Here is a 25,829-nt window from a genome sequence, read left to right as displayed (position 1 = left end):
TGCCCTACCCCATTGTTTGCTGCTGTAACAGAGATGCGTATCGACCACCCTGGGCGAGCAGCTCTGCGTGATTCCCACTCTCTACAATTCGACCTTTCTCCATCACCAGGATGCGATCGGCATTCTCGATCGTACTCAGGCGGTGGGCGATAACAAACGTAGTGCGGTTTTTCATGACTTCAGCCAGAGCCGCCTGAATATGGCGCTCCGATTCATTGTCCAGTGCTGAGGTGGCCTCATCCAGGATCAGTATGGGCGCATCCTTAAGCATGGCGCGGGCAATAGACAAACGCTGGCGCTGGCCGCCGGAGAGCATCTGCGCATTATCCCCCAGAACCGTATTCGCCCCCTCAGGTAGCTCTTCAATAAATTGAGCTGCATGTGCCTGCTCCATAGCACGCAGAACATTTTCCTTGGGTGCATGTTCCAATTCACCGTAGGCAATATTGCGATATACAGTGTCGTTAAACAGCACGATATTTTGGGAAACCATACTGATATGACGGCGCAACTCTTTAAGTGGCACCTTGGAAATATCAGCCCCATCGACCAGGATACGTCCACCTGTCGGCTCGTAAAATCTAGCCAGCAGACTTACCAGCGTGCTCTTGCCGGAGCCAGATGCACCCACCAGGGCTACCGTTTCTCCAGGATTTACCTCGAAACTGATGTCGGAGAGTACTTTGGGTGCTGCCGGGTCATAGCTAAACTCAAGTCCTTCAAAAGCTACTGTGCCATTCACTGGCTTAGGTAGCTGAGCTTCACCATCCTGAGGTTCTCTGGGAGCATCCATTACCTCGAAGATACTCTCCGCTGCCGCAATACCCTTCTGGATATCGGCAAAAATTTCGGAAAGGCTGCGCACCGGCTTGGCCAGGGATGCAGCCGCACCAATGTAGGCGGCAAAAACCCCAGCAGTCATGGACTCAACCATACCCGGTGCCAGCGCCAGCCAGACAATAGTTGCAGTAGACAAACCAACCAGTATCTGAATCACAGAAACACTGGCATTGTTTGCTACTACGAGCTTCATAAACTGCCGACGGTTATTGTCGCTGGCAGAGAGGAAACGGGATTTCTCGTAATCCTGCCCCCCATACATCCGCACCACTTGATAGCCATTGATCGCCTCCTGAGTGACATGGGTAACGTCACCCATGGAATTCTGGATACGATGGCTTAATTTGCGGAAACGCTTACCCACGATGCGCACAATAAAGGCGATCAAAGGGGCAAAAAGGAAGAAGGTTAAAGTCAGCTTCCAGTTCACCAGTAACAGGTAGGTCAAGAGACCGATTACCGTAAACGACTCCCGGAAGAGTACCTTCATCGCCTTGGTGATGGAGTTGGTTACCTGCTCAACATTGTATGAAACCTTTGAGATCAGGTAAGCGCCGGTATAGCGGTCAAAATAGGAGCTGGGAAGCTGGCCAATTCTCTCAAATAGCTGTGTTCGCAACTCATGGATCACTGCACGGCCCACATAGGCCAAACCATAACTGCCGACAAAATTGCCAATAGCCCTAAGGACAATAATCAGCAACATTGCAAGCGGTACAAGCCAACGAGCAGTCTCCTGGGGCATTACTCCATCGGGGTAATAGGATGCTACAAACTTTGAGAGAAACCCGCGACTCTCCTGGATACCAGCTCCCACTGCATCGAGCAACAGCTCGGTCACAGCAATCAGGCTGACGCCCATGATCGAAAACAGGAAGAAGCCCAGTACCGCAACCCCGAAAATCGCCATGTGCGGGCGGGCATAAGTGAGCAATCGACGGTAAGTTTCCGCCCCATTTTGCGGTTTGCTGGGAGGCGCTTTTACTTTCTTCATACAGACCAATGAATGGACTCGCCCCAACTGGGGCGAGTGGGCACAGAAACCGAAGGTAAGTCAGCTCCCTACAGGGTTCCGCGCTAGTTTTCTTCCGGCTGCCGTGTAGTAATGCTTAGGTTGACAAAGCCTAGCTGTCCAGCAGCATCCATTGCCCGAACCACGGCTTGGTGATGAGCGGTGGCGTCGGCGGTTATCACAAGCGGGCGATTGTACTCGCCTGCGGAAACTTCCGACAGCGCAGATTTGAGGGTGTTGATCTTCTTATTGATCAAAGCTTGTCCATCTACTGAATAAGAACCATCAGCACTGATCAAAATCTCTACAGATTTTGGTTGGTCAACAGACTGAGGACCTGCTGCTTCAGGCAGGTTCAGCTTAAGATGGCTTTCCTTGGTGAAGGTTGTAGACACCATAAAGAAAATCAACAGCAGGAATACCACATCGATAAGTGGCGTCAGGTTAACCCCTTCCTGCTCTGTGGCTTGGCGGCGGAATTGCATCGCTTGCTACCCCGCTCAGGCCGCATCTTCGATTTTACGATCGCTGTGCAGAGCATCCACAAGCTTGACAGCTTCCTGCTCCATTGCCACAACAATCGTGTCAACGCGACGCTGGAAGTATCTGTGTGCCATTAACGCAGGGATAGCGACAGTCAGGCCAGCGGCAGTGGTGATCAATGCCTGGCTAATACCACCGGCCAGTACGCCTGCATTACCGGTACCTTCCACCATAATCGCGGTAAAGACCTGGATCATACCGATCACAGTACCCAGCAAACCAATCAGCGGTGCTACGGCAGCAATCGTGCCCAAAGCACCCAGGAATCGCTCCAGTTCATGCACAACCTGGCTGGCAGTTTCCTCGATGCTATCTTTCATTACTTCGCGACCGTGGCGGGAATTGGACAGGCCCGCAGCAAAAATTTTTCCCAGTGGGCTGGAGTCGCGCAGCTCCTTCAATTTTTCCGCATTGACCTGGTTATTTTTAAGCCAGCCCCATACCTCACCTAATAAAGTACGTGGTGCAATATGCTGCGAGTGCAAAGTCCAGAAACGCTCGACACAAATAGCAATAACCGCTACAGAGCAAAACAGGATTGGCCACATCAGCAGGCCGCCGGATTTTATTATCTCAAACACTTTCTTAGCCCCAGAAAACCAGAGGGAATTTTTGGAAAATTATTACTGCGTCCTCGACGCAGAGCAGCACTTTATCACAGCTGGTGCCGGCGGCTAAGTCCTCCCACGCATCCTTATTCCCTGTTGTGACTCGCATACCAAAACCGTGGTGCCAAACGAGCCTGTAAAATTTGCGGCTCTTGTTCTCCGGCTCGCCAGAAAAATTCTACCGCTCCGCTCTCCGCAGTACTGAAAATGCTGGCACCGAAGTTTTGGTAGCGCTTCACAACATCGGTGTGAGGGTGGCCAAAGTGGTGGCGGAAACCGGCACTAAATACAACCCGTTTAGGCTTGGCCCATTCGAGCAAAGCGACCGATGAGGAAGAGCGGGAACCATGATGGGGCGCAATCAGTACGTCAACAGCGGGAAATTGTGGATACATTTTAGACAGTTGATATTCAACCTTACGACTGATATCCCCAGTAAGCAGTAAACGCACCCCCTGCCACTCAGCCAAAATTACACAGCTGTGATCGTTCTCCTCACCATCCAGTAATTCCTCTCCCTGTGCCGTTAAGGAAGGCCATAACCATCGAAATGATATATCTCCCAGTTGCTCTTCCGTTCCTGCCCGACACTGCTCAGTAATCGTGGCTGGCGATAATGGTAAATTGCTAGCTAAAGTCCCCGGAGCATAGAGCTTTTTTGCTTCAATGTTTCTAAGTAAACCCGCCACGCCGCCGGCATGATCCCTGTCGCCATGGCTGACGATCAGCACATCGAGTTCACTACCTCCGCTACTCATCAAGTAGGGAGCCACTATCGAACCTCCCGCGCTCCAGCCCGAGGGGATTGAAGGCCCTGCATCGTAAACAATACGGCTTTTTCCGGTGCTGATAACTACTGACAACCCCTGACCAACATCCAGCACTGATAATTTCAAACGCTCATCTGCCGGTGCCAATGTAGAAAGCCAGGGCTGAGCAACTGGAAGAAAAAATAACCAGCCCAACTTGCGCCCTGGCAACCCTTTAGGCTGCAAAAGTAGCACCGCGCCAAGCCCGGCGATGACTATCACCAATGCAGTGGAGGCAATCGCAAAACCGCGGAACCCTGGTATCGAATGATCGACAATATCGAGCGCAGTCATCAGCAGATCCAATTGCCAACCTGCAAACTGCAGCAGCCAAACACCCAGCTGAGTATCAATAAATACAGCACCTAACATAAGTGATGGCAAAATAGACAGGCCCATCCAGGGAATCGCTACAAGATTGACCAATACACCTGAAAGGCTAAAGCCAGAAAAATATATTATCGATGGGATAAACAGGCCAATTGCAATCAGCCACTGGCTTCGCAACAGCTGCCATAACGATAACTGGGAAAATCGGTGCTGCCATGAGGTTACAGCACCAGGGGCCGCAGCCTTCGGCCTCCATTGCGGCTCTCGACTTAAGCTAATTCGCCCACTGAACCCCAAAAGCAGACTGCCGACGGCCACAAAGGACAACCAAAAACCAGCACTGTAAAAAGCCAGTGGCTGCAGGGTAAGCACTATTGCCAGTGCCAATGAAAAAGCAAAACCCGCTCCCAGTCTGCGCCGCCAGTGCCAACCCAGTAATAGCACCCAGGTCATTACAAGCGCACGTTGCGCGGATAGAGGAACGCCGGCGATCAAGGTATAAACAAGGCTCGCCACCAAGGCGAGTCCTATCGCAATACCAAAACGGCTGGTGCCCGTAAAAAGCCCAATCCCTTTTGCCAGTACGGTGCCCATCAACAAAATACAACCGGCCACCATGCCCACATGTAAGCCGGATATGGCAATAAGGTGGCCCGTACCTGTCCTTTTAAGCAGGTCGGTATCACCTTCGCTCAACTGACTGCGATCCCCTAGTAATAGCGCCGCTATCAGGTCCGGTCGTTGGATCGGTAACTGACTAATTTGGCAGCGCAATTCATCCCTTAGCCCAATAATGCCATTCCCCTGCCCCAGCCACTGAGGAGGATAATCGCGGGGGCGAACATACCCTGTTGCCGTAATCCCCTCTCGCAAAAGCCAGCCTTCATAGTCGAATGTATGTGGATTCACACTTCCCCTAGGGCTTCTCAATCGCACAGGCAATATCCATTGAGAGCCACCCCGCAGACGAGCTAGAGCCTCACCGTCAACTCGGTACCAGGTTAGGTTGAGAAGGCTACCGATAGATAGCTCTGGCGGTGCTAACTGGCCACCCTCTTCACCTAAAGAACTGGAAACAATATCCACAACTCGAGCGCGAAAACGCACCGTTTGTGATTCTGAACTAGCGCCAAACCCTCCCCCCTCAGTTAATTCAGGCAGCGAGACCAGGTTCAACTGAAGTACAAAGTCCGCACCATGTGCACCGAGGGGGAGCCGGCGATCCAGCGATGCTTCATGAGAGTGGAGTGCCCAGGTCGCACCAATAAAGGAGAGAAAGATCAGAGCAAGGGGGCGCCAGCGGCGTATTACCACCCAGGCAAACAAGGCTACAGAGAGATACAGTGCCCACAGAGTGCTTTCAGCGGGTAATCGGGCAGAACAACCCACCACGATAATAGAAAGCGAGTAGATCCAAAGGTATGTGCTGGGCCCCGTGTAGCCGAGAATGCCTCTCGCCTTAGCCAGCAGGCGAGAAAGCTGCTGAATTCGCTCCCGAAAACTCCATAATTCCATCCTCAGCGCCATCCCTTACACCATCTTTTTGTTCAACTATTGAACACCTTCACTCAAATCAACGATGATTGCGAACCGCCGCTTCAGGCGCCTAAAACCTTAATATAGCTAGCTAACCTGCCATTCATAGCACTGGCCAGTCACATATTTTTAAGAAAAATGCCATTTTTAACATGTTTGTCATATTCAAAACGCAGAATCCGCACCAAATCGAAAGGCAGCCAACTAGGACGACACGGAAGGCACCTTTCAACCCAAAACCATAAACTGTGCGAGACGATTATGAATAAGACCGCTCTCTCTCTGGCCATCGTTGCCATGGTACCTGCTCTGGCCAACGCCCAAGATGAAGGCGATGTACTCGACTTTTACGGCAAAGCCAACGTCACCTTCCAGGCTGCCGACGAAGGTGACGATTCCGTCACTGACGTTCAGAGCAACGCTTCCCGCCTGGGCGTGAAAGGCGAAATCGCCCTGACTGAAGGCGTTAAAGGTATCTACCGTATGGAATACGAAGTAGATATGGACGGTGACGCTGACGATACTTTCTCCCAGCGCAACATCTACGCAGGCCTGGAAGGCGGCTTTGGCCAGGTCATCGCTGGTAAGTTCGATACTCCCCTGAAAGTTGCCCAGAAGAAAGTTGACCTGTTCAACGACCTCGAAGGCGATATCAAGAGCCTGATCACCAGCAGCGATAACCGCGAAGAAGACGCACTTCAGTACACTACTCCTTCTTTCGGTGGCTTCAAAGCTTCTGCGGCTTTCATCAGCAACAAAGAAGAAGTTATTGACGAAACTACCGGCGAAGAACGCAACAACGGCGTTTCCATGTCTGTCGCCTATGACAACAACGGTGTTTACCTGGCCTACGCTATGGACCAGGACGTTGAAGGTCAGGACGTTGACGTTCATCGTTTTGTAGCTCAGTACAACATCGGCCCTGTACAAGTAGGCGCCCTGTTCGAAGAGCAAGATGCTGACGGCGGCGAAACTGTCGACGGCTGGATGAGCTCTGTTGCTTACAAGCTGGACCAGTGGACTCTGAAAGCCCAGTACGGCCAGTCTGATATCAAAGAAGAAGGCGGCGAGACTTTCAGCCTGGGCGCAGACTACAAATTCAACAGCGCAGCCAAAATTTTCGGCTTCTACACCGACGAAACTGCTGACGAAGACTACGATCGCAGCTACGCCGGTATTGGTGTTGAATACAAGTTCTAATCATTCCTTAAATGTGGCGGTCCAAATTGGAAAGTGCGACTCTGTCGCATAGGGAAGATTGAGCAGTGAAAAAGGCGGCCTTTGGCCGCCTTTTTCACTCTGGGGAATTTCCTAAGGAGCCTCTAAATAACCAATAGATCCATAAAGCGATTAACTGACAACTGCTTTAACCCTTGAAGATCATTAATAGCTGCAAAAATTTTGTTAGCCCGCCCTTGAGGGAATCGCGTAGCTAAATTACTACGGAACTTATCTTCCAATAACGGAATCCCCTCCCGTCGGCGACGGCGGTGTCCCATCGGATATTCAACTTCAATCTTTTCTGATGCGTCACCACTTTTAAAAAATACTTGTACCGCACTGGCTATAGAACGCTTATCTGGGTCTAAATAATCTTTTGAGTAACCTTTATCTTCTATCACTTCAATCTTGTCCCGCAAGATATCGATCTCTTTGTGATCGCGATGAAAATCATCTTCATAAAAACCTGGCTGTAAGTCACCAAAAATTAGCGCCACTGCAACAATATATTGCAAACAATGATCCCGATCTGCCGGATTATTTAATGGACCTGATTTAGTGATGATGCGAAGGGCTGATTCATGTGTGGTCACTACCACCTTGGTAATATTATCGATACGGTCTGCAACCTGTGGATGTAAAATAATTGCCGCCTCACAAGCTGTTTGACCGTGAAACTCAGCCGGATAAGAAATTTTGAATAAGATATTCTCCATGACATAGGAGCCAAAACTTCTGGGGAACTGAAAATTGCGCTCTGATGGTGGTTTCAGTTGCTGCTCAGCATTTGTCTTGCTAAACAGGACATCATAAAAACCCCATTGCTTTGCCGTAAGTACTCCGGGCACTCCCATTTCTCCACTTATCGCCAAATCAGCCAAGCGAACCCCACGGGAACTGGCATCACCTGCAGCCCAGGACTTGCGTGATCCAGTATTCGGGGAATGCCTATAGGTCCGCAATGCTCCACCATCCGCCCACGCCTGAGACACCGCCGCCATTACTTCCTCCCGCCCAGCACCTTTAAGCCAGGCAGCCACAGCGGCAGAAGCAACCCGCACCAGTAGTACATGATCGAGCCCAACCCGATTAAAGCTATTAGACAATGCCAAGACACCTTGAATCTCGTAGGCTTTGACCATTGCTTCGAGTACCGCGCCCATTTTTATTGGGCTTCCCCCTTTAACTAATCGCCCTTGCGACAGGTGGTCACAAACGGCCAATATTGCCCCAAGATTGTCAGAGGGATGCCCCCATTCAGCCGCCAACCAAGTGTCGTTGTAATCGAGCCATCGAATTGTACAGCCGATATCCCATGCAGCTTTTATCGGGTCCAAGCGAAACCGGGTGCCAGGTACTCGGGCCCCATTCGGCACCCATGTCCCCTCCACCCAGGGTCCTAACAACTTTGTACATTCAGGGAAACTCAACGCCAGAAAGGCACACCCCAAGGAATCCATCAGGCTTAACCGTGCTGTTTCCCAAGCATCACTGGAACCCACTTTGAAATGAAGCACATAATCTGCGATATCCTGTATCACCTGATCGTAATCGGGGCGGATATTCGGAGCGGGGTCAGCAATCATGATTGAATAGCCCGTAAAATTGTCGGAGGGCAAAACAGATGGAGTAAGATTAGCTGTTTCCTAAACTTCAGATAGTTAAACAAACGACCGAAGAATTCTATATTGTTAGGAATCTCTAAAAACAGGAATCAACCCACTTGCAACGAACTAGCGACCCAATAAAAACACTTCGATTCCTCAAAGAAACGGTATTATTCCGACAAGGGGATTCTGGTCCCCAGATTTATTTTATTCATGCCGGCTACGTCCTTATCCAAAAAGTGGACTACTGCGGCAACCTAGCCATTATCGATCTCTATGGGCCCGGATCATGGTTTGGACCAGGTCTAACTGGGAAAAACCTGGACATTCAAGCAACCGCCAAATCCGGCAGTGAACTGGAAGTTACATCCATTCAACATCTAAACGCCATGATGGAGCGCCAATCACAGACCCACGATGAGCTATTGCAACAACTAGCCACAAGGGAATCTCAGCTTCAGCAACGTCTTTTCCTCCACATCACCGCCCCTTTACCGGTCCGGCTGGCCAATTTGTTAGCACAGCTATTTAATTACCGGGGACAACCCTGTGGTCATGGACATCAACTCGACATCAAGTTGACCCAGTCCGAATTGGCCGCCATGGCCGGTGGCAGCAGGCAAACAGTCAGCCAACAGCTTAAACAGTGGAAGTCTGATGGTGTTATCGACTATACGCGCCAATATATCTGCCTTCTCGATCAAACCGCGTTAAAAAACCTGGCAGAGAACCAAATATATGCGCCAGTGTCAGCCAGCTGACAGTTTTACCCTTCCCACCTTCATATACTTTCCAGCAGCTGAAACCCGGGTATAGCTCTCCCACATCAACAGCAATGGAAAAGGATTATGCGCAGCGCCTACTTATTTACCTCTTTAGTTCTGACACTCGTATTGGGTATTTCTGCAAAGGCCGATGAAAACCTCAATTCAACCTATAAAAGCATGGTTGATAGCCAGGGGAATATTACTTTGCCGGATAATTACCGCCGGGAATGGGTCTTCCTGGGCTCCTATCAGGTAAAGTCCTCGAGTGGCAATGGATGGGATACTCATAATGTTTATACCCAACCCCAGGCAGTAGAAGGGTATCGCAAAAAGGGGAAGTTTCCCGATGGGACAGTTTTGGTAAAGGATGTTAATAGCACCCAATCGGAGCCCTTAACCACAGGGTTGGCTTATTACTCCTCAGACCTTCAATTCACTTTTATGATGGTAAAAGACGATAACAACCGCTTCCCAGAAAACCCGGCTTGGGCCGAAGGCTGGGGATGGGCTTTATTTAAGCCAGGAATAGCCAAAAGTGAAACTGAAACCTGGAAAGGCACCGGGCTTAACAACTGTTTTGGATGTCATTTGCCTGCCAAGAATAATGACTGGGTATACACACAGGGTTATCAGCAGGTCCTGCAGAACTAAAAAGTAAACAGCAAAAATCAGAGGTTAGAGGTCTATTATTCGGCTAAAGTAACAGCATAGATTCCCTCCATAACAGCTTATCACCCCCACCCCAGCGCTAATTGATTTATATCAATTAGCGCGATCTTGAATACCGTTAACATGCGGCCGCGTCCGACTATTCCACAATGAGTTTTTCCGTGTTTAAACCTGAGTTATTGTCCCCCGCAGGGACTTTAAAAAATATGCGACATGCGTTTGCCTATGGTGCCGATGCCGTTTATGCCGGCCAGCCCCGTTACAGCTTGCGCGTGCGCAATAATGAATTCAAAAATACTGAAACCCTGCGCCTAGGCATAGAAGAAGCACACCAGCAGGGAAAACAGTTCTATATCGCCTCTAATATCGCCGCTCACAACGACAAAGTTCGCAGTTACCTGCGGGACCTGGAAGAAATTGTCGAAATGGGGCCTGACGCCCTGATTATGTCCGACCCAGGTCTGATAATGATGGTAAGGGAGCGCTGGCCTGATCTGCCAGTCCACCTATCCGTACAGGCCAATGCGGTAAACTACGCAACCGTAAAGTTCTGGCATCGCCAGGGGTTATCTCGGGTGATACTTTCCCGGGAACTGTCCCTGGATGAGATTGAAGAAATTCGCCAGAGAGTGCCTGAAATGGAGTTGGAAGTCTTTGTCCACGGTGCACTCTGTATCGCCTATTCCGGGCGCTGCTTGCTATCCGGCTATATGACCCATAGAGATGCCAACCAGGGCGCCTGCACCAACTCCTGCCGCTGGCAATACCAAGCTCATGAAGCCAAAGAGAATGAAGTTGGCGAATTGATTCATGTGCAAACCCAGGAACCTATCCAGCAACCCGCCCAGCAACCCACCTCCGCCAGAGAAAGTACTTCCCAGGCCTTTTTACTACAGGAAGAGGGTCGCCCTGGAGAGTATATGCCTGCCTACGAAGATGAGCACGGTACCTACATCATGAACTCCAAGGATTTGCGGGCCGTACAGCACGTCAAGCGCCTCACCGAAATGGGGGTTCACTCTTTAAAAATCGAAGGTCGCACCAAATCCCACTACTATGTGGCTCGTACTGCTCAGATCTATCGTCGCGCGATAGACGATGCTGCAGCAGGAAAAGACTTTGACATGAAAATGATGGACGAATTGGAAACCCTCTCGAATAGGGGCTACACGGAAGGTTTCTACCGTCGCCATCCACCAGCAGAATACCAGCAATATGAAAAGGGATTGATATCAACTCCGGGCCAACAGTTCGTAGGCGAGCTTATTGACGGCAATCCTGAGTATTTGACGATTGATGTAAAAAATCGCTTTGAACGCGGTGATCAATTGGAGTTAATGACTCCCAGCGGTAGCTTGTTCTTCCCCTTGGAGCAAATGGAGAATACGGAAGGCAAAGCGATCGATGTAGCTCCGGGATCCGGGCATATCGTGCAAATACCCCGACCAGAGGGGGTTGATGACGATCAACTTCAACAGGCGCTATTGGTCAAAGCTCTGGGATAACCCTCGGCCTGTAATTTGCACTATGGCTTATCAAGCTCTTCGTTTTGCAAATATATTTTGTTAAAGGTGTAGTGGTTTAGACAATCTACCGGATTCACTAAGCCACGACACCTTTATTCCCACTACATCTCCACAATTTTACTTGTGAACCTATCCTCAAAATGCATTGGGTAATCGTTAAACCTCTCAAGTTACTGCCCACCTCATAATATTCAAACCATCCTGTATTTCCCCACCATTCACCGCAAGCAACTGGTTCTTGTACCAATTTTCCTGCATTTTCAGCCTCACCTAAAACCCTTTTAAAGCCTTGAGTTTTGATCACAAAAATATGCTCGACAGTACTAATTACAAGATAAAAACCCACCCTCCCTCGGAGTTCCAACAGGAATACACCCATTTTAAATAGTTATGATTTTCCACCTCTAACTCGCCCCCGCATCAAGGTTTCACAGTAGAAAAGCGTGCAACGATTGCTTAACCAAGGAAATGCCGCAATATGGATATTATTAAACCTAAGAAACGCCCCCTGATTAAGCACCCTTTAATGCTAGGTGGTGCTGCTCTTGCTTTTGTGGCATTTACCAGCACCCTCTTGTTACTTCCTGACAGCGCCTACAAGGTTGAGCGGGAACAGCTAATGCTAGGCACCGTCCAACGGGGAGACCTACAAGTTGTGGTAGATGGTTATGGTAGGCTGCGTTCAGACAAGCAGACGTTAATTACCGCTCTAACCGCAGCGAATGTTGAAAAAATCATGTTGCGTCCCGGTGCAGAAGTACAAAGTGATAGCATCATTATGCAGCTGAGCAACCCAGAATTAATGCGCGACCTGGATGCAGCCGAAACCTCCCTGGAACAAGAGGAAGCTAATCTGCGGCGGCTTGTTCTGAACAATCAGCGCGATGTTCTCGCGGAGGAAGCCATACTCGCGGAACTGAACTCCAATTACCAAGTAATCAAGTTGCGTCGCGAAGCTGAGGACGAGCTGGTAAAAAGTGGAGTGGTTTCCCAGCTCACCTACCAAACCACCGTCTTACGCCAGGAACAGATGAAAAAACGTGTGGACCTGCAAAAACAGCGTATCAATCACTTGCGCAAAGTCGCCGTCGAATCAGAGTTAATCCAGCGCGAGCAAATCAACCAAGCCCAGACCCAATTGCAAAGTATCCAGCAACGTACAGACCGACTGACAGTACGCGCCGGCCTGGACGGCATACTGCAACGACTACCGGTAGAGCTGGGGCAAGGTGTCGATCCCGGGCAGGAGCTGGCACTGATTGGCAGCGAGACTGATCTTCTCGCTTTGGTTCAAGTACCACAATCCAAAGCAGAGCAACTGGAGGTTGGCCAACCCGCTGAAATTGATACCCGCAGAGAAAAAGTCGAAGGTATGGTAACCCGTATTACTCCTGAGGTTCGGGACGGCAATATTGAAGTGGAAATTGCTTTTAGCGCGGGCGCGCCAGAGTCTGCCAGGCCACAGCTCAACGTCGATGCCCGGATCTTCACTGCCACGATGGAAGATACGCTGTTCATCGAGAGGCCTATCAATGTGCAGAGACACAGTGAGGCCAATCTCTTCCTGATTAATGAAAACGGGGAGGAAGCGGCACTCCAGCCCATCAGCTTCGGCGAGGAGTCAGGTCGATATATCCAGATCACACAAGGCCTCAATGAAGCGGACCGCATCATCCTCTCGGATATGGCCAATTTTAATGAAGCTGAGCATATCCAGATTATTGACTAAAGCGAGAACAGGGAGTTCGCTATGTCCAAGCCAATCCTCCATATGGCCGGGATCACTAAGGTGTTCAGCACCGAAGAAATGGAAACTCACGCCCTGCGGGGCGTTGACCTGAGTATTTACCAGGGGGAATTTGTATCTATCTGCGGCCCCTCGGGTTGCGGTAAATCCACACTTCTCTCGATTCTCGGCCTGCTGGACCTCCCCACCAGCGGCAGCTATCAGATTGAAGGTATTGAAGTCGCTCAATTATCGCTGAGTGAGGCAGCGACTATTCGCAACGAGAAAATTGGCTTTATCTTCCAATCCTTTAACCTGATTGATGAACTCTCTGTCTACGACAATATCGCCCTGCCCCTGCGATACCGCCGCAATCCCATTCTCAAGTCTGAAGCCGACAAAAAAGTGAAACACTGCCTGGAGAAGGTGGGGATGAGTCACCGGGCCTCTCACAAACCTAACCAGTTATCCGGTGGCCAACAGCAGCGAATCGCCATAGCCCGGGCGTTAGTTGGCAATCCGTCCCTACTACTGGTGGACGAGCCCACCGGCAACCTGGATTCCCACAATGGCGATGCAGTAATGGAAATGCTGCGGCAGCTCAATAATGAAGGGACCACCCTGTGCATGGTGACCCATGACCCTCGTTATGCAGACATGGCCAGCCGCCAATTGCATCTGCTGGATGGAAAAATCTCAACGCCGCAGCCCATACTAGAGCCCCATGAGATGGCCCTATGATCACCACAAAGGACCTATCCATTGCCCTCCAGTCCCTCAACCGGGCGCGGAGCTACGCCACCACTATTATTCTGACCCTGGGTATCACCCTCGGCGCCCTGGTAACGCTGTTTAATCTCAACTACCAACTGCTAGCCGCACCCCTACCCTACCCGGACGAAGATCGGCTGTATGTCGTGAATGGTAATCTCTACCAGAACAAGCAGCTGCGGCTGGAAAACAACAGCCAATACCCCGCCCTGGTTGAAATCTATAAGAACGACAGTTTCTTCGAGTCCAGCGCCCTGGTGTACTTCTGGGAAGATGTGGTTCGCAATTTATCCGGATCACCACGGGTTAATGTTTCCTATGTCTCTCCGGAATATCTCCAGCTGGCTGGAGCACCCCTGGCCCTCGGCAGACAATTCAATGCCGATGAAGGGCTCGACAGCCGAGTCCCTGTGGCGGTTATCAGCTATCAAACCTGGGAGCAGATGTTCCGGCGCAACCCAAATGTCTTGGAGCAAAGCCTGCAATTTGGGGAGGTGGACTTTCGCATTGTCGGCGTCACCGCCAAAGACTTCATTGAACCCCAAATCTATAAGCAGGGCCGGCAAACGGCGGTCTGGCTGCCCTGGGACTTTAACGATACACAAGTAGAGCGCAGAAATAATTGGAGAGGCTTCCTGCCTTTCCGCATGCTCACAGGAAAGCTGAGGCCGGGCATTGACCCCGCCAGTGCGGGGCATGAATTGAGCACATTAATGGATGCCCAGTATCAAGCGGCCCTAGCGGGAAGGTCCTCTTCGGTAGAAAGGTCCGTTGAATACCGACTCACCCCCTTCGCCAATAAAATACTTGGCGACAGCGCCACGCGAACCTTAATGGTAATGGGCGGTACACTGGTGCTTCTGTTAATTGCCTGCGCCAATGTTACCAACCTGATTCTTTCTCGCGCAGCCAAACAACAACGCAATATGGCGATACAGGTCGCGTTGGGCGCACATAAAAAACATATCTTTTTGGCCCTGCTATGTGAAATCGGCCTACTTATGTTAGGGGCTGCATTACTTTCTCTACTTTTAGCCCTGGGATCGACGGAAGTATTAAAGGTGATGGCTACGGAACAAATTCCTCGCATTCAAGAGCTCACCTTAAACTGGCAGACACTGGTTTTTGCACTGTTGTGTGCCTTACTGCTCGCCCTGTTCTTCTCAGCCATAGTCAGTCGCCAGGTTAATTACCGCGCACTGAATCAAATGCTGCAGAGCAGCGGCAAAGGTTCCGGCGTACAGATCTCGCCTCTAATCCGCAAAGTCCTCATCAGCAGCCAAGTGGCGATGACCAGTTTGCTTATCGTCGCCAGCTTGCAGATTTTCCTTCAAGCTAACCGACTGATTAACCAGCCCTTTGGCTTCCCCTTGGACAACGTTCAAGTGATGACTCTGAATATCGGCAATCTTAGGAGTGCCCCCACTGCCGAACGGGAGAGTTATCTGAAGGCCATCAGGCAAAGATTGCTGGAGCACCCTAAAGTACAAAATGCCAGCCTGAGCCTAAACACTCCTATCTCCATCAGCCGGCCACTCTGGACCACATCCCTGAGTCATGATGCCAGCCGACAAAACCCGGTGATGGCCAAGACCACAGTGGTCGACGAAAACTACCTTTCCATTTTGCGTATGCCTTTGATAGCTGGCCGCCATATCAATGCGGCTGAATTTTCCGATAACAATCGCATGATGCTCGTCAACGAAACCCTGGCCCAGCAACTGGAGCCGGATGGAGAAGTATTAGGCAATCGCTACTACTGGCGAGGTGACTTGCCCTACCAAGTGGTCGGTGTAGTACGCAACGCAAGCCTGCCCGGCAAAAAAGAACCCGCCCGCTTATTTGTGCGCGGTATCAACGTGAGCTATCCCCTACTCGTACTTAGACATAAGCCTCACCAACCGCTCAGCACCACAGAGATTAATCGGGAGTTTGCCGAAGTAAACAGGCAGTACAAAGTTTCTGAGCTATTCACCCTGGAGCAGGCGCGAGACCTACTCCTAAGCAATGACCGGGTCTCAGTTTGGGTAACCACCGCCCTGACATTACTGGCACTTAGCCTCGCTGCCATCGGTATCTTTGGAGTGCTCAGTTACAGTGTACAACTGCGGCGTACTGAGCTTGGCGTGCGCATGGCAATCGGCGCCCGCCCAGCGACGATTTTCTATCACACCCTGATCGATAGCCTGATTCCCGTCGTTATCGGTATCGCTGTAGCGACTTTGGTCCTAGTCCCTCTGGCGCTTTGGCTTGAGCAAAGCGAGTTCAGTATTGAAACCAGCCTATGGGGCTGGCTGCTACCACCATTGCTTATTATCGGCCTAACCGCCTCGGTTTCCCTGCTTTCTGTATGGAGGATAATCAACAAGCCCGCGATATACGCATTGCAAGGAACAGGATAATTACTTTCCACCTGATAACCGCTGCTTGAGGTTGCGCGCTCATCGTGCAATCTTTACAGCAAATACAACAATAAGAAATGGAACAGCCAATGCAGCCTCAGCAGTGGTTATCAAACGGAAAGATTTTTGATTATCAAAACCATCAACTCTTCTATGTCGATAGCAACCAAAGCTGCCGACAGAAACCAGTACTGCTTTTGATTCACGGTTTTCCAACCAGTAGTTACGACTGGCAAAAGGTATGGGCCCAACTGACAGCGCACTACCGCTGTATTGTTATGGATATGCTGGGATTCGGCTACTCAGACAAACCCAAGCAGCATAACTACAGTATCCACGAGCAAGCTGATTTACATGAAGCTCTTCTGCAACATTTAAACATCAACAAGGTCCACCTGCTGGCCCATGACTATGGGGATACCGTTGCCCAAGAGTTGCTCGCCAGAGCCAATAGCGGTGGTACCACGAGGTATGCCTCAGCATGCCTGCTAAACGGAGGTCTATTTCCAGAAACTCATCAAGCGCGTTTCGTACAAAAACTGCTGCTCTCTCCCGCAGGCTTCCTGATCAACAAACTGATGAATTACCGGCAGTTTTGCCGCAGCTTCAGCGCCATTTTCGGACCCGACACACAACCCTCTGACAGAGAATTGCGAGACCTGTGGCAAATTCTCCAATATAAGAATGGCAACCGGCTCCTCTATAAACTAATCAGTTATATGCGCGACAGGCGCCAACATCGCCAGCGCTGGGTCGACGCCCTAAAGCAATACCCCGGCCCCTTATTACTAATCAATGGCTCACTGGACCCAGTTTCAGGGAAGCATATGGTGGATCGATTTCGTCAGCTGATAGATCGGCCAGCGGATATTGTCGAACTGGGAACAATTGGGCATTATCCGCAGTGGGAAGCTCCTACTCTTTTAGTCTCGACCTATCTAAAGTTTATTGAGGCCTATTCAAACAAAGAGTCTCAAGTCAGCCTATAAACAAAGCCTGGACTGCCAAAACCCACCCAAGTTGATAAAAGGCCAGAATCAATGAAAGAGTTTCCGAGGAATATAGCTCCATATAAGAAAACCCCTGAATTCACTGAGGAGAATATCCCTCCAGGGCTATTGAAAGATCATACTACCAAGGAAGGCGTATGGGGGAAGATAGTGATCCTCTCCGGATCATTGGAATATACGATTCAAGAGCCCGAAGTGGAGATTATTGAACTGAGCCCTAAGAAGTTTGGCGTCGTAGAGCCAACTATAAGGCATCACATAAGACCGTTAGGGGATGTAAAATTTTATGTTGAATTCTATCGATAGAATCAAACTATCAAGTTAGCTAGACCTGGCTAACACTTTACTTCCTCAAGTTTCAGAAAGCTGATAGGCTCAGAAGGTATTTAGTGGCATACAACAAGGTGCGACCTACTATTGGTTAAGAAGGAAAGAATACACTACATTCAGGGGACGCTGTGGATACTTTTCTGTAAGCTCGTGATCGGCATCTATGCCTCATTCAAATCAAGCGTGGGGCATTCTTTCCTTTCGCCTATCTACCACAAGTATCTCTGTGTAACGAATCATAATAGGTAAGGTTGATTTTAGATTACTACAGACTCGCTATCCCAGTAACACATCCTATGCCTAGCACCTTTAGCTGGATAAATTAAATCTAGCTCATCTTGAGATTTAGGGCCTTTATAGATATGTATTTTATAACCAAAGCTATCCAAAACCTTGGGTGAATAAAGGATCATAGAGGTCCCCACCGGGCAAAATTTCACCCTGTCATCAGCCTCCATTTGATCAAACAGCATCATCCAAGAGAAAAGATAAGGTTTTATTCCAGCGCCCTTCAAGAGCTCTTCTTGTTTTTTTAAGAAACTTACCTGATACCGAATAGAATCCACACGAGTATCGTTTGTGACATCATAATAATCATTACTTTTAACCTCCAAAATATTTACCAAACCTTGATAGGACGGCGCCCCATGAAAAAGAAGCAGTGCATCATCATGCACGATTCTCTTTTTGGCGGCGGCCATAATATAATTCGCACAAGCAGATGCACATAAATTAAAGCCAACAACTGTGCTTCTTAACCTTGAAATTTCCTCAGCAATATTCACTGCGGGACGACCTTCACCACCAGGGGACCTCACAACAACAATTAAGTCGGAGCCATCTATCAAATTGGAGGTTTTAGATTTAAATTTTAGCTCGGCTTCATTGCGATGTATGGGTCCATCCATACAAATTCCACCAGAGACTTCCTTGATCTCAAACTTAGAGTCTCTTGCATTATCAAAAGAAAACTCCTTTGAATCAAACCAAGCTCCACAATGATTTACTATCTTTTTCTCTATCGCACTATAAGTCGCTTCAACAGCATGAGACTTAACTCCGCCTATACAATACAGCACCGAAAGAACAGCAATATATTTGTTAATCAACAGCGTGAATTCCAACAAAAAAGTTAGTGATGAATATTCTCACAAGCATAGAACCCTTTACTTGTATTGAGTTCAATAATTTTTCAGGCTTTCTTGCGCTGCATGCAGAAAAAACATGGCAACCTCCAGCCATCAATATCCGGCCACAATTAGCCACAGGTAAAGGCTAATTTTTAATTACCCCTTTTCCTTATACACCTATTCCTGCACCTCTCTAATAGTACTGGCGCACCATGTAAAACTCCGCGCTAAATTTGGAGCTTTCTCAAAACAAGCTGTAATACTCTGCATGCCGACATAATTGATATAAGCAAGCCAAGCAATGACTTTGGCTAGCTCGGCTGCAACAGCAAAGTGATAGTGTGTGAAAGACGGGGCAAAGGCAGATATTCTCCGTGGAAGTAGATTGCTTGTTTCTCCATAATTTACTAACTGAACATACCTGCAACTGCAAATCCCTTGTAACGACTTAATACCTTTCATGTGTTTATGGCATATTTATTCTTTCTCTGTAATTAAGTCTCGTGGTTGAATCACAAGGAATTACAGCAGCTACTTACGGCTGGTGGTCAGATCTGTAATATTTCTTAGTTTGGAAAGATCCCTGTCGGAGGTGCCCGATAGTGTGGTGAGTTCGTACCCTTGTTTCATTAAGGTCCCCTCTCTTAAATATCTAAGTAGAGTCAACTCACCAATTGTCAAAAAACGAACACCTTGGTTGAATTTTGCTCATGACTATCAATTTTAGCCAAGCCTATTTGCCATCAATGACACAGAGTTTGGGCGGTCTAAGAATCATATGGTTGCCAAACTTACAAAATTTCTGGATAGTCGTTGGATATCAATAGTCATCACAGAGAGCTTCTAGGTCAAAGCTCGCCGACTTTATACTCGGAAACAGTTTAACTACAGTAATAATTTGACTCAGCCATCCAAGATAGCAGTGTTCAAGCCCAAGGAAAAAATGACAACGAAATTAACATTATCTGCTCTAGTATCTCTAACTCTTACTAGTTGCGCACACCAAGAGGACACACTGAACAATGAGCTGTGGCCTGGGGATCTAAGTATGTACCAACTTAGCTACTCTGAAGAGTTGCATCCTGTCAACATTCTGCCTCCTTATAGGCAGCCCAGAGTCAAAGAGCGCGATTATGAGAAACACCTTATCTCCGATCTTATAAATTGGTACATCACACCTAGATATATAAAAATCATTTTTTAGTGGCAATTATAGATTTCCGCCTTACATTTTACTATTGAACGGAATTTTACTTTAGTGAATAGAACGATAGCCCTTACAGTAATCGCATCGGTTTTCCTTTGTTCGCCCTATTCGCATGCGGAAAAGTGTGATAAAAAATATTTAGAGGAGATGGAATATACAGATATTGAGTGTCAGTTCAACATGGGAACAGCTGCGTATCGACATGAAATTTATTCAGTAGCAGCCTCGCATTGGAAATATATCTTAGAGACACCTATAAAATATGCAAGAGATGCAGAGATAAAGGCAATGGCGCTAAGTACATTAACTTTTCCCACTTATAACGGCTTAGGTGTTGAGCAGGACCGGGCCGCTGCTGTCGACACATGGAAGCAAGTCGTAAAAAAAGGTGGTTTTGAAGCGCGAAGGCACCTCGGTGCTGCCTATTCAGACGACAACTTTAAATACAGAGACCCTGTTCAGGCACTGGGCTGGTATGAGTCTATATTTTTACTCTATCCAAACCATAAAGATCTCAGTAAATCCGATCAGAGTATTTATCTGGATGCGAAGAGAGAGGTTAAAAGATTGAAAGCGTTTCTGAGCTCAGAGGAACAATCAAAAGCTTTACACTTTGCAAAATCAACCATGTAAAACCAATCCGGACTTGCTATGTACTTTTCACTATTGATATATGGTTCTTAAAGAAGAGCATAAAGCAGCAGTGATAATTAATGAATATCAAGTCTGCCCTTTTTGGAGGAAGAGGAAGCTTCCCTAAAGAATTATCACACACATAGAAACTACCAGTTGCCATCACTCCGATGGCCAGACGTATAGAGTTCAATATGAAATATATCCCACTTAAATATCTATCTCTTTTTCTTGGATTTGTCGCTCATACCTCCCTCGCTGTTGAGACAGAGGAGGGTTACGATTCTCACAACGACAAAGCTACGCCGGAAAATATCCAACTAGCAGAACTATTTAACCAGGATCAAAATGCACGCAATATGCCTCACAGTCAAATTGACTGGAGTTCACTCAATAAAGAAGACGAGGATCGACGAAAAAAAGTCTCAAAAATGCTAGCAGAAGGCCGAATCAGAACCTCAGAGGATTACTATAATGCGGCACTTATCTTTCAGCATGGTAATAAATCAGAAGATATAAGACTGGCCCATGCTCTTGCCACTATTGCAGCAACCCTGGCAGAGGATAAGAATAAAGCTAATTGGCTAAAAGCGGCCACTTGGGATCGCTTAATGATGAATCTTGGTCGGCCACAGTGGTACGGCACTCAGTTTGTTAAAGATGACTCTGGAAACTGGAGCCTTTATAACATTGATTCTGATATAGTTTCTGATCAGCAGCGAATAGATTGGTCCGTTCGTACACTAGAAGAATCAAAGGCCATGGAAAAGTCGCTAAATAGTAAAAAGAAAAGTAAGCATTAATAAAGCTTTACAGAGCCAGCCAGCGGGTATCTGGCTAGTCAGTTCACCACCAATCTCTGGCCAATGCTATCAACCATAGCGAGAGACAACAGTATGATACGAGCAGTTAAAGCTTCTGACTCTGCAGGGATTGCTAAAATCTACAATTACTATGTGGAGAATACCTGTATCACTTTTGAGGTAGAGCCAGTTTCTGCAGAAATTATCGCCGACCGAGTCGAAGAATGCTCAAAAAACAATCTTCCCTGGTTAGTTGCTGAGAATGAGGGCCGTTTAATTGGCTATTGTTATGCCAGTAAATGGAAAGGACGCTGTGCTTACCAGTATTCGGTGGAGGCTACCGTGTACTTGGACACGAACTATTCCTCTAAAGGCTGGGGCTCGAAGCTCTATAATGAACTGTTTAAACAGTTAAGTGAACTCAATGTCCACGCGGTAATCTGCGGTATAGCTCTACCAAATGCAGGCAGCGTAGCACTTCATGAGAAGTTTGGAATGGAAAAAGTTGCTCATTTCAAAGAGGTCGGCCGAAAATTTAACCAGTGGATAGATGTTGGTTATTGGCAGTGCTTACTCCCCTTAAGAAAGGAGAAAGCATGAAATAAGCACATCATGAGGGAGTACATTTTAAGCAACTTTTATGTACCCACATTAACCCCACTAGGGATTTTTAACCTAAATTTTACCAAATTTTCTCTTATCTAAGGTCATAACTGCGCGCTTTTGCGCAACAAGGGCTATTACATTGAGTAGCCTAGACTTTATTGAGGGCACTGATTTCCCTCTCACATTCATACCCAAAATAAAAGTGGACAACTTATCATTGAGAGGAATGCAGCAATTATTGAATTGCATTTAATTTAGCTCATATTCCATCAAAAGTTACTGGCCTACATGATCATTACACTTTTCACCCCGGAACCCCACCTCATTTAATGTAAGATAAAAGCTAAAATCCAGAAAAGACACGATAGCTAAAAACAAACATTCGACCACCATCAAACAATTAAATATATTCGCATAACGGATCCAGGTTAGGGTAAGATCACCAATAGAGCCAAAAATATAGGTAATTATAATTAAGGAAATGATATGATTTTTTCAACTACAGAAACAGTACCAGGAAGAGAAATATCGGAGGTGCTAGATATCGTTACGGGCAACGTTGTTCAATCAAAACATATCGGCCGTGACTTAATGGCAGGTATAAAGAGTATTGTCGGTGGAGAGATACGAGGCTATACGGAAATGCTGACCGAAGCGAGAAACAAAGCTTTTCAAAGATTGAGTGACAGTGCCCGGCAAAAAGGCGCTGATGCCGTGGTAGGAATTCGTTTTACTACAAGTGCAATTATGGATGGCTCCTCAGAAATTCTTGTTTTTGGTACAGCTGTAAAACTAAAAAAATAGGTTGGAATGCCCCTAAAGTTCTACCGCAAACTGCCCCAGTTTTCTCCGCACCGCAGGAATAGAACTGGCGGCAGCGATTAACGCTCGAAATTCAAATCTTGCTTTCAGGGATTGTCCAGTAATCATTTTCCGGCCACGCTCAGTTACTTCAATAACCTTTTTATCTTCTTGATGGCGCAATTCAGAGTAGCCTAGAAGCTGCCCCTCAGTGATTCGTTTTGCCAATTCGGCTGCATCAGCTATCCCAAGGTTCATACCTCGACCCCCAACCGGAGAGTGGCAATGGGCAGCATCCCCAGCTAGATGTATCCTGCCCTTTGAATAAGTTTCCGCTTGTCGAATTGAAATTTTAAAGGCTCCCTCCCGCCTAACCCTCTTAACATCCACCGCCATCGGAAATGCTTTAATTGCATTATCACAGCTAGCTACCAGACGGTGTCGGCCTTCTCCCAATGGCACCGCAACAGCGACCACGCCAGATTCCATTTTGACCAAGGTAAACTTTCTTTTAGGAGGCCAATCCCCTGTATCAACATCCGCGATTGACCACACTTCTTCCAAATCAAATCCAGGATAACTGATACCTGCAACTTCACGAACAGTACTGCGAATACCATCCGCTCCTACGACCATGTCAAATCGCTCCTCTTCACCATTGTCAAAAAAAGCCACTACCCCACTCTTTTCCTCGGTAAGGGTTTTGAGTTCTTTCCTGTATTCAACTTCGACTCCCATACCAGATAAAACCTGAGCCATGAGAGCTTCAGTTCTGTCTTGAGGAAGTCCAAGAATGGCAGGAAAATAGGTCCGATTGGAATGGAGGGGAAACTCTAGTGCCAAATGCGTATTTAGGTAAATGCATGCGCTCTGAACAGCGATCCCCTCAGCAATCAACTTTTCAGAAACGCCAGAGTGTGAAAGCAACTCAAGGCTGCGAGAAGTAACTCCCACCGCTCGACTAAAGGTTGAAGCGCTATCCCGGCGGTCCACAATTCTTGGCAATAGCCCTCGCCGAGCAAGCTCGACCGCTGTAGTAAGGCCCGTGGGCCCAGCCCCAACAATCAGTACTTTCACAGGCTACCTCATATAACCCCACCTAACAGTAAGATAGTACATATGAAAGAGTAAGGGTGACTATCTGGTCTGAGACTCCCTATAAAAACCTAGGCCGCTATCTGTGATCTCTTTACAGCAATACCAGTCACCGCTTGGTGAGAACGTACTTAAACTTGCGAAGTCGAAACCTCTAATATCTGGCAACGATCTACAAAAGACTCGTCTTGGCAATAAGTACCCACTGTTATATCGATATTTTTTATATTTCAGCTCTTAGGTATAATTTCTAAGTGATTACACCACTTTACGATGATGTACATGAACTCGCACTTGAGATAGTCAATAAATCCGCCTCTGGAGATAAAGCTGGGTGCCAAGACTCCCTCAACTCGCTAGAGAGACTATGCGCAAAATATGCCGAAGGCGAGCTAGACCATCCCCTACAGTGGGAGGCTCTGGGTGATTTTTCAGAAAGCTGTGAGGATGCAATACAGGCATACACCCAGGGACTTAACTGCTCCATAAAATTAGATCTCCCTTTGTATTCAGCTTCAATTGCCCTGGAAATGGCTGAACGTTTTTTGATGCTAAACAAACAAGATAAAGCCTTGGAATTTGCCCATAAAGCACGTATCTATTGTGTCAGTGCAGAGGATTACGAACTACAAGAATCAATTAATAATTTCCTTAGAAATCTAACACAGGTTTAGTTTATCCTTAAAGGCCATCCAAATTGAGTTATCATAGTTACCTAAAACAATGATTCTAAGATCACTGATCACTTCTATAATAGTCAGCCTAAGTTATACTCTGGCTACACATTACATCTACGATAGCTATTTTGGTGAAGGTGAAATTCTGAAGCTCCAGGCCTCTATATTGATGTTTCAAGCTTCAGTCGTTTTCATACCTACATTAGCTGCCTGCTTACTAGTCACATTCTGGCAAAGCAAACTCAATAGAAAGACAAAATAAGACATTCTGTATGCCCCCAACTTCAAGCATCATGGCTACCGCTTCAAAAATCAGCCTTTGCCTTATAGCAAGTTCAATAGCAACTCTTATTTCCATTATGGAGTACTGGCGAGGGCTTAATGGTAACGAACTGCTTCTAGCCAAAAGTGTCTCCGCTGTAACAGCTGCCAGGCAAAGCGGCCCCAAGTATATAGAACCGACGCTAGCTGCCGGAAATGATGGCATTACTGAAGTTCAAGTCATCTTAATGGCTCTAGGCTTATCGGCACTTTTGGCCTTAAGTTCGCTGATAGTGGTGACGATTTACAGGGTCAGGCACGGCCATCACAAACTCTATCTGCCTTTAGCTTTCTGTTCTACAGTTCTATGCTTGGGCATTATTTATGTTGGGTTTAAGTCCGGTATTCAGTATAGTCTTTGAAGTAGGACAAGCTTAGGCTAGTACTGAGGCATAACAAAGGAATATCAAAGTGAAAAGAATTGCCACCGCACTGCTATTTTTATTTGCGGCGATTGCCTGCTACGCTTTCGGAGTCCCTGTGGGAGGAGTAATCTTCCTTGCTCTTGGCATTATCTTTGAAGGAATCTTCTGGATTAAGCTATTTAAACGTAAAAAGAAGCCAACATAGGTGTAGTAATACAACGTTACTTCGGCTAGATTCAATTGAACTAGTGATTATCGAATAAACTACACGCCTCAACCTGGCACCATAGAACAGGAAGGTCGCTTACTCCCTAAGCCACCTAATTGCCATCCCATCATTCTATAAATTTATTTTCCAGCCATCAGTAATCCCCACCTCACTATTGGTACACACTTGCATCAGGAATAGATACCGAGCACGGAAACTATGGAGGAAACTTGAGACATATTTAAAGACGGACTAAATTGTGCGCCGTTAAATGGA

General features: G+C 47.6%; 23 protein-coding genes. 15 read left to right on the top strand and 8 right to left on the bottom strand.

Annotation, left to right across the window (positions count from 1 at the left end; translation table 11 throughout):
• Positions 1 to 4 precede the first annotated feature (4 nt).
• The 4 genes from msbA to ACJJI1_RS18510 all read right to left on the bottom strand — a co-directional run bounded on the left by msbA (position 5) and on the right by ACJJI1_RS18510 (position 5,657).
• Entirely contained in the window at positions 5 to 1,834 is a 1,830-nt protein-coding gene (msbA, locus tag ACJJI1_RS18525; protein WP_444957567.1) for a lipid A export permease/ATP-binding protein MsbA, read from the bottom strand.
• 83 nt (positions 1,835 to 1,917) lie between these two features.
• The gene (locus tag ACJJI1_RS18520) at positions 1,918 to 2,337 is read right to left on the bottom strand and encodes an ExbD/TolR family protein (RefSeq protein WP_444897173.1); all 420 of its coding nucleotides are present in this window, start codon (positions 2,335 to 2,337) and stop codon (positions 1,918 to 1,920) included.
• A 15-nt stretch (positions 2,338 to 2,352) separates the two neighbouring features.
• A complete protein-coding gene (locus ACJJI1_RS18515; RefSeq protein ID WP_413665667.1) occupies positions 2,353 to 2,976 on the bottom strand; it encodes a MotA/TolQ/ExbB proton channel family protein in 624 nt (207 codons plus the stop codon).
• A gap of 113 nt (positions 2,977 to 3,089) precedes the next feature.
• The gene (locus ACJJI1_RS18510; protein WP_444957566.1) at positions 3,090 to 5,657 is read right to left on the bottom strand and encodes a DNA internalization-related competence protein ComEC/Rec2; all 2,568 of its coding nucleotides are present in this window, start codon (positions 5,655 to 5,657) and stop codon (positions 3,090 to 3,092) included.
• Between the two features lie 282 nt (positions 5,658 to 5,939).
• On the opposite strand from ACJJI1_RS18510, the gene ACJJI1_RS18505 reads away from it, so the two are divergent.
• The gene (locus tag ACJJI1_RS18505) at positions 5,940 to 6,878 is read left to right on the top strand and encodes a porin (RefSeq protein WP_282932674.1); all 939 of its coding nucleotides are present in this window, start codon (positions 5,940 to 5,942) and stop codon (positions 6,876 to 6,878) included.
• Positions 6,879 to 7,000: 122 nt separating this feature from the next.
• On the opposite strand, the gene ACJJI1_RS18500 is transcribed toward ACJJI1_RS18505, so the two are convergent.
• The gene (locus ACJJI1_RS18500; protein WP_413665665.1) at positions 7,001 to 8,485 is read right to left on the bottom strand and encodes a bifunctional 2-methylcitrate dehydratase/aconitate hydratase; all 1,485 of its coding nucleotides are present in this window, start codon (positions 8,483 to 8,485) and stop codon (positions 7,001 to 7,003) included.
• Positions 8,486 to 8,622: 137 nt separating this feature from the next.
• On the opposite strand from ACJJI1_RS18500, the gene ACJJI1_RS18495 reads away from it, so the two are divergent.
• The 3 genes from ACJJI1_RS18495 (at position 8,623) to trhP (ending at position 11,447) form a co-directional block, all read left to right on the top strand.
• A complete protein-coding gene (locus ACJJI1_RS18495) occupies positions 8,623 to 9,267 on the top strand; it encodes a Crp/Fnr family transcriptional regulator (RefSeq protein WP_444957565.1) in 645 nt (214 codons plus the stop codon).
• A gap of 87 nt (positions 9,268 to 9,354) precedes the next feature.
• Positions 9,355 to 9,924, top strand: a complete 570-nt coding sequence (locus ACJJI1_RS18490) for a cytochrome P460 family protein (RefSeq protein ID WP_444957564.1) — start codon at positions 9,355 to 9,357, stop codon at positions 9,922 to 9,924.
• A gap of 224 nt (positions 9,925 to 10,148) precedes the next feature.
• The gene (trhP, locus tag ACJJI1_RS18485) at positions 10,149 to 11,447 is read left to right on the top strand and encodes a prephenate-dependent tRNA uridine(34) hydroxylase TrhP (protein ID WP_444957563.1); all 1,299 of its coding nucleotides are present in this window, start codon (positions 10,149 to 10,151) and stop codon (positions 11,445 to 11,447) included.
• A gap of 97 nt (positions 11,448 to 11,544) precedes the next feature.
• Here trhP and ACJJI1_RS18480 read toward each other — a convergent pair whose 3' ends face one another.
• Entirely contained in the window at positions 11,545 to 11,814 is a 270-nt protein-coding gene (locus ACJJI1_RS18480; RefSeq protein ID WP_444957562.1) for a hypothetical protein, read from the bottom strand.
• 132 nt (positions 11,815 to 11,946) lie between these two features.
• On the opposite strand from ACJJI1_RS18480, the gene ACJJI1_RS18475 reads away from it, so the two are divergent.
• The 5 genes from ACJJI1_RS18475 to ACJJI1_RS18455 all read left to right on the top strand — a co-directional run bounded on the left by ACJJI1_RS18475 (position 11,947) and on the right by ACJJI1_RS18455 (position 17,683).
• Positions 11,947 to 13,197 carry an efflux RND transporter periplasmic adaptor subunit gene (locus ACJJI1_RS18475; protein WP_444957561.1) on the top strand — a complete coding sequence of 417 codons (1,251 nt, stop codon included), beginning with the start codon at positions 11,947 to 11,949 and terminating at the stop codon, positions 13,195 to 13,197.
• Between the two features lie 21 nt (positions 13,198 to 13,218).
• A complete protein-coding gene (locus ACJJI1_RS18470; RefSeq protein WP_444957560.1) occupies positions 13,219 to 13,935 on the top strand; it encodes an ABC transporter ATP-binding protein in 717 nt (238 codons plus the stop codon).
• The gene (locus tag ACJJI1_RS18465; RefSeq protein WP_444957559.1) at positions 13,932 to 16,367 is read left to right on the top strand and encodes an ABC transporter permease; all 2,436 of its coding nucleotides are present in this window, start codon (positions 13,932 to 13,934) and stop codon (positions 16,365 to 16,367) included. Before ACJJI1_RS18470 ends, ACJJI1_RS18465 begins: the two co-directional genes overlap by 4 nt.
• Positions 16,368 to 16,456: 89 nt before the next feature.
• On the top strand, positions 16,457 to 17,356 hold the full coding sequence (locus tag ACJJI1_RS18460; protein ID WP_444957558.1) for an alpha/beta fold hydrolase: 900 nt from the start codon (positions 16,457 to 16,459) through the stop codon (positions 17,354 to 17,356).
• A 51-nt stretch (positions 17,357 to 17,407) separates the two neighbouring features.
• Complete coding sequence (locus ACJJI1_RS18455; protein WP_413665657.1) at positions 17,408 to 17,683, top strand: TehB family protein; 276 nt, start codon at positions 17,408 to 17,410, stop codon at positions 17,681 to 17,683.
• 281 nt (positions 17,684 to 17,964) lie between these two features.
• On the opposite strand, the gene ACJJI1_RS18450 is transcribed toward ACJJI1_RS18455, so the two are convergent.
• Positions 17,965 to 18,816 carry a hypothetical protein gene (locus tag ACJJI1_RS18450; protein WP_444957557.1) on the bottom strand — a complete coding sequence of 284 codons (852 nt, stop codon included), beginning with the start codon at positions 18,814 to 18,816 and terminating at the stop codon, positions 17,965 to 17,967.
• Between the two features lie 1,279 nt (positions 18,817 to 20,095).
• Here ACJJI1_RS18450 and ACJJI1_RS18445 point away from each other — a divergent pair.
• The 4 genes from ACJJI1_RS18445 to ACJJI1_RS18430 all read left to right on the top strand — a co-directional run bounded on the left by ACJJI1_RS18445 (position 20,096) and on the right by ACJJI1_RS18430 (position 22,890).
• On the top strand, positions 20,096 to 20,677 hold the full coding sequence (locus ACJJI1_RS18445; protein ID WP_444957556.1) for an SEL1-like repeat protein: 582 nt from the start codon (positions 20,096 to 20,098) through the stop codon (positions 20,675 to 20,677).
• 194 nt (positions 20,678 to 20,871) lie between these two features.
• The gene (locus tag ACJJI1_RS18440; protein ID WP_444957555.1) at positions 20,872 to 21,480 is read left to right on the top strand and encodes a hypothetical protein; all 609 of its coding nucleotides are present in this window, start codon (positions 20,872 to 20,874) and stop codon (positions 21,478 to 21,480) included.
• A 93-nt stretch (positions 21,481 to 21,573) separates the two neighbouring features.
• Positions 21,574 to 22,080: an arsinothricin resistance N-acetyltransferase ArsN1 family B gene (locus ACJJI1_RS18435; RefSeq protein ID WP_444905377.1), complete on the top strand. Its 507-nt coding sequence runs from the start codon at positions 21,574 to 21,576 to the stop codon at positions 22,078 to 22,080.
• A gap of 492 nt (positions 22,081 to 22,572) precedes the next feature.
• On the top strand, positions 22,573 to 22,890 hold the full coding sequence (locus ACJJI1_RS18430; RefSeq protein ID WP_413665654.1) for a heavy metal-binding domain-containing protein: 318 nt from the start codon (positions 22,573 to 22,575) through the stop codon (positions 22,888 to 22,890).
• Positions 22,891 to 22,902: 12 nt separating this feature from the next.
• Here the strand turns inward: ACJJI1_RS18430 and ACJJI1_RS18425 are convergent, their stop codons facing one another.
• Entirely contained in the window at positions 22,903 to 23,964 is a 1,062-nt protein-coding gene (locus tag ACJJI1_RS18425) for an FAD-dependent oxidoreductase (RefSeq protein ID WP_444957554.1), read from the bottom strand.
• 272 nt (positions 23,965 to 24,236) lie between these two features.
• Here ACJJI1_RS18425 and ACJJI1_RS18420 point away from each other — a divergent pair, with 272 nt between their 5' ends.
• On the top strand, positions 24,237 to 24,656 hold the full coding sequence (locus ACJJI1_RS18420; RefSeq protein ID WP_444957553.1) for a hypothetical protein: 420 nt from the start codon (positions 24,237 to 24,239) through the stop codon (positions 24,654 to 24,656).
• 735 nt (positions 24,657 to 25,391) lie between these two features.
• Entirely contained in the window at positions 25,392 to 25,550 is a 159-nt protein-coding gene (locus ACJJI1_RS18415; RefSeq protein ID WP_282932647.1) for a hypothetical protein, read from the top strand.
• Positions 25,551 to 25,829 lie beyond the last annotated feature (279 nt).

The sequence above is a fragment of the Microbulbifer maximicatervae (SeqCode) genome (assembly GCF_052467065.1).
The sequence above is the reverse complement of the archived record's forward strand: the minus strand, read 5'-3'. Positions and strand labels throughout refer to the sequence as shown.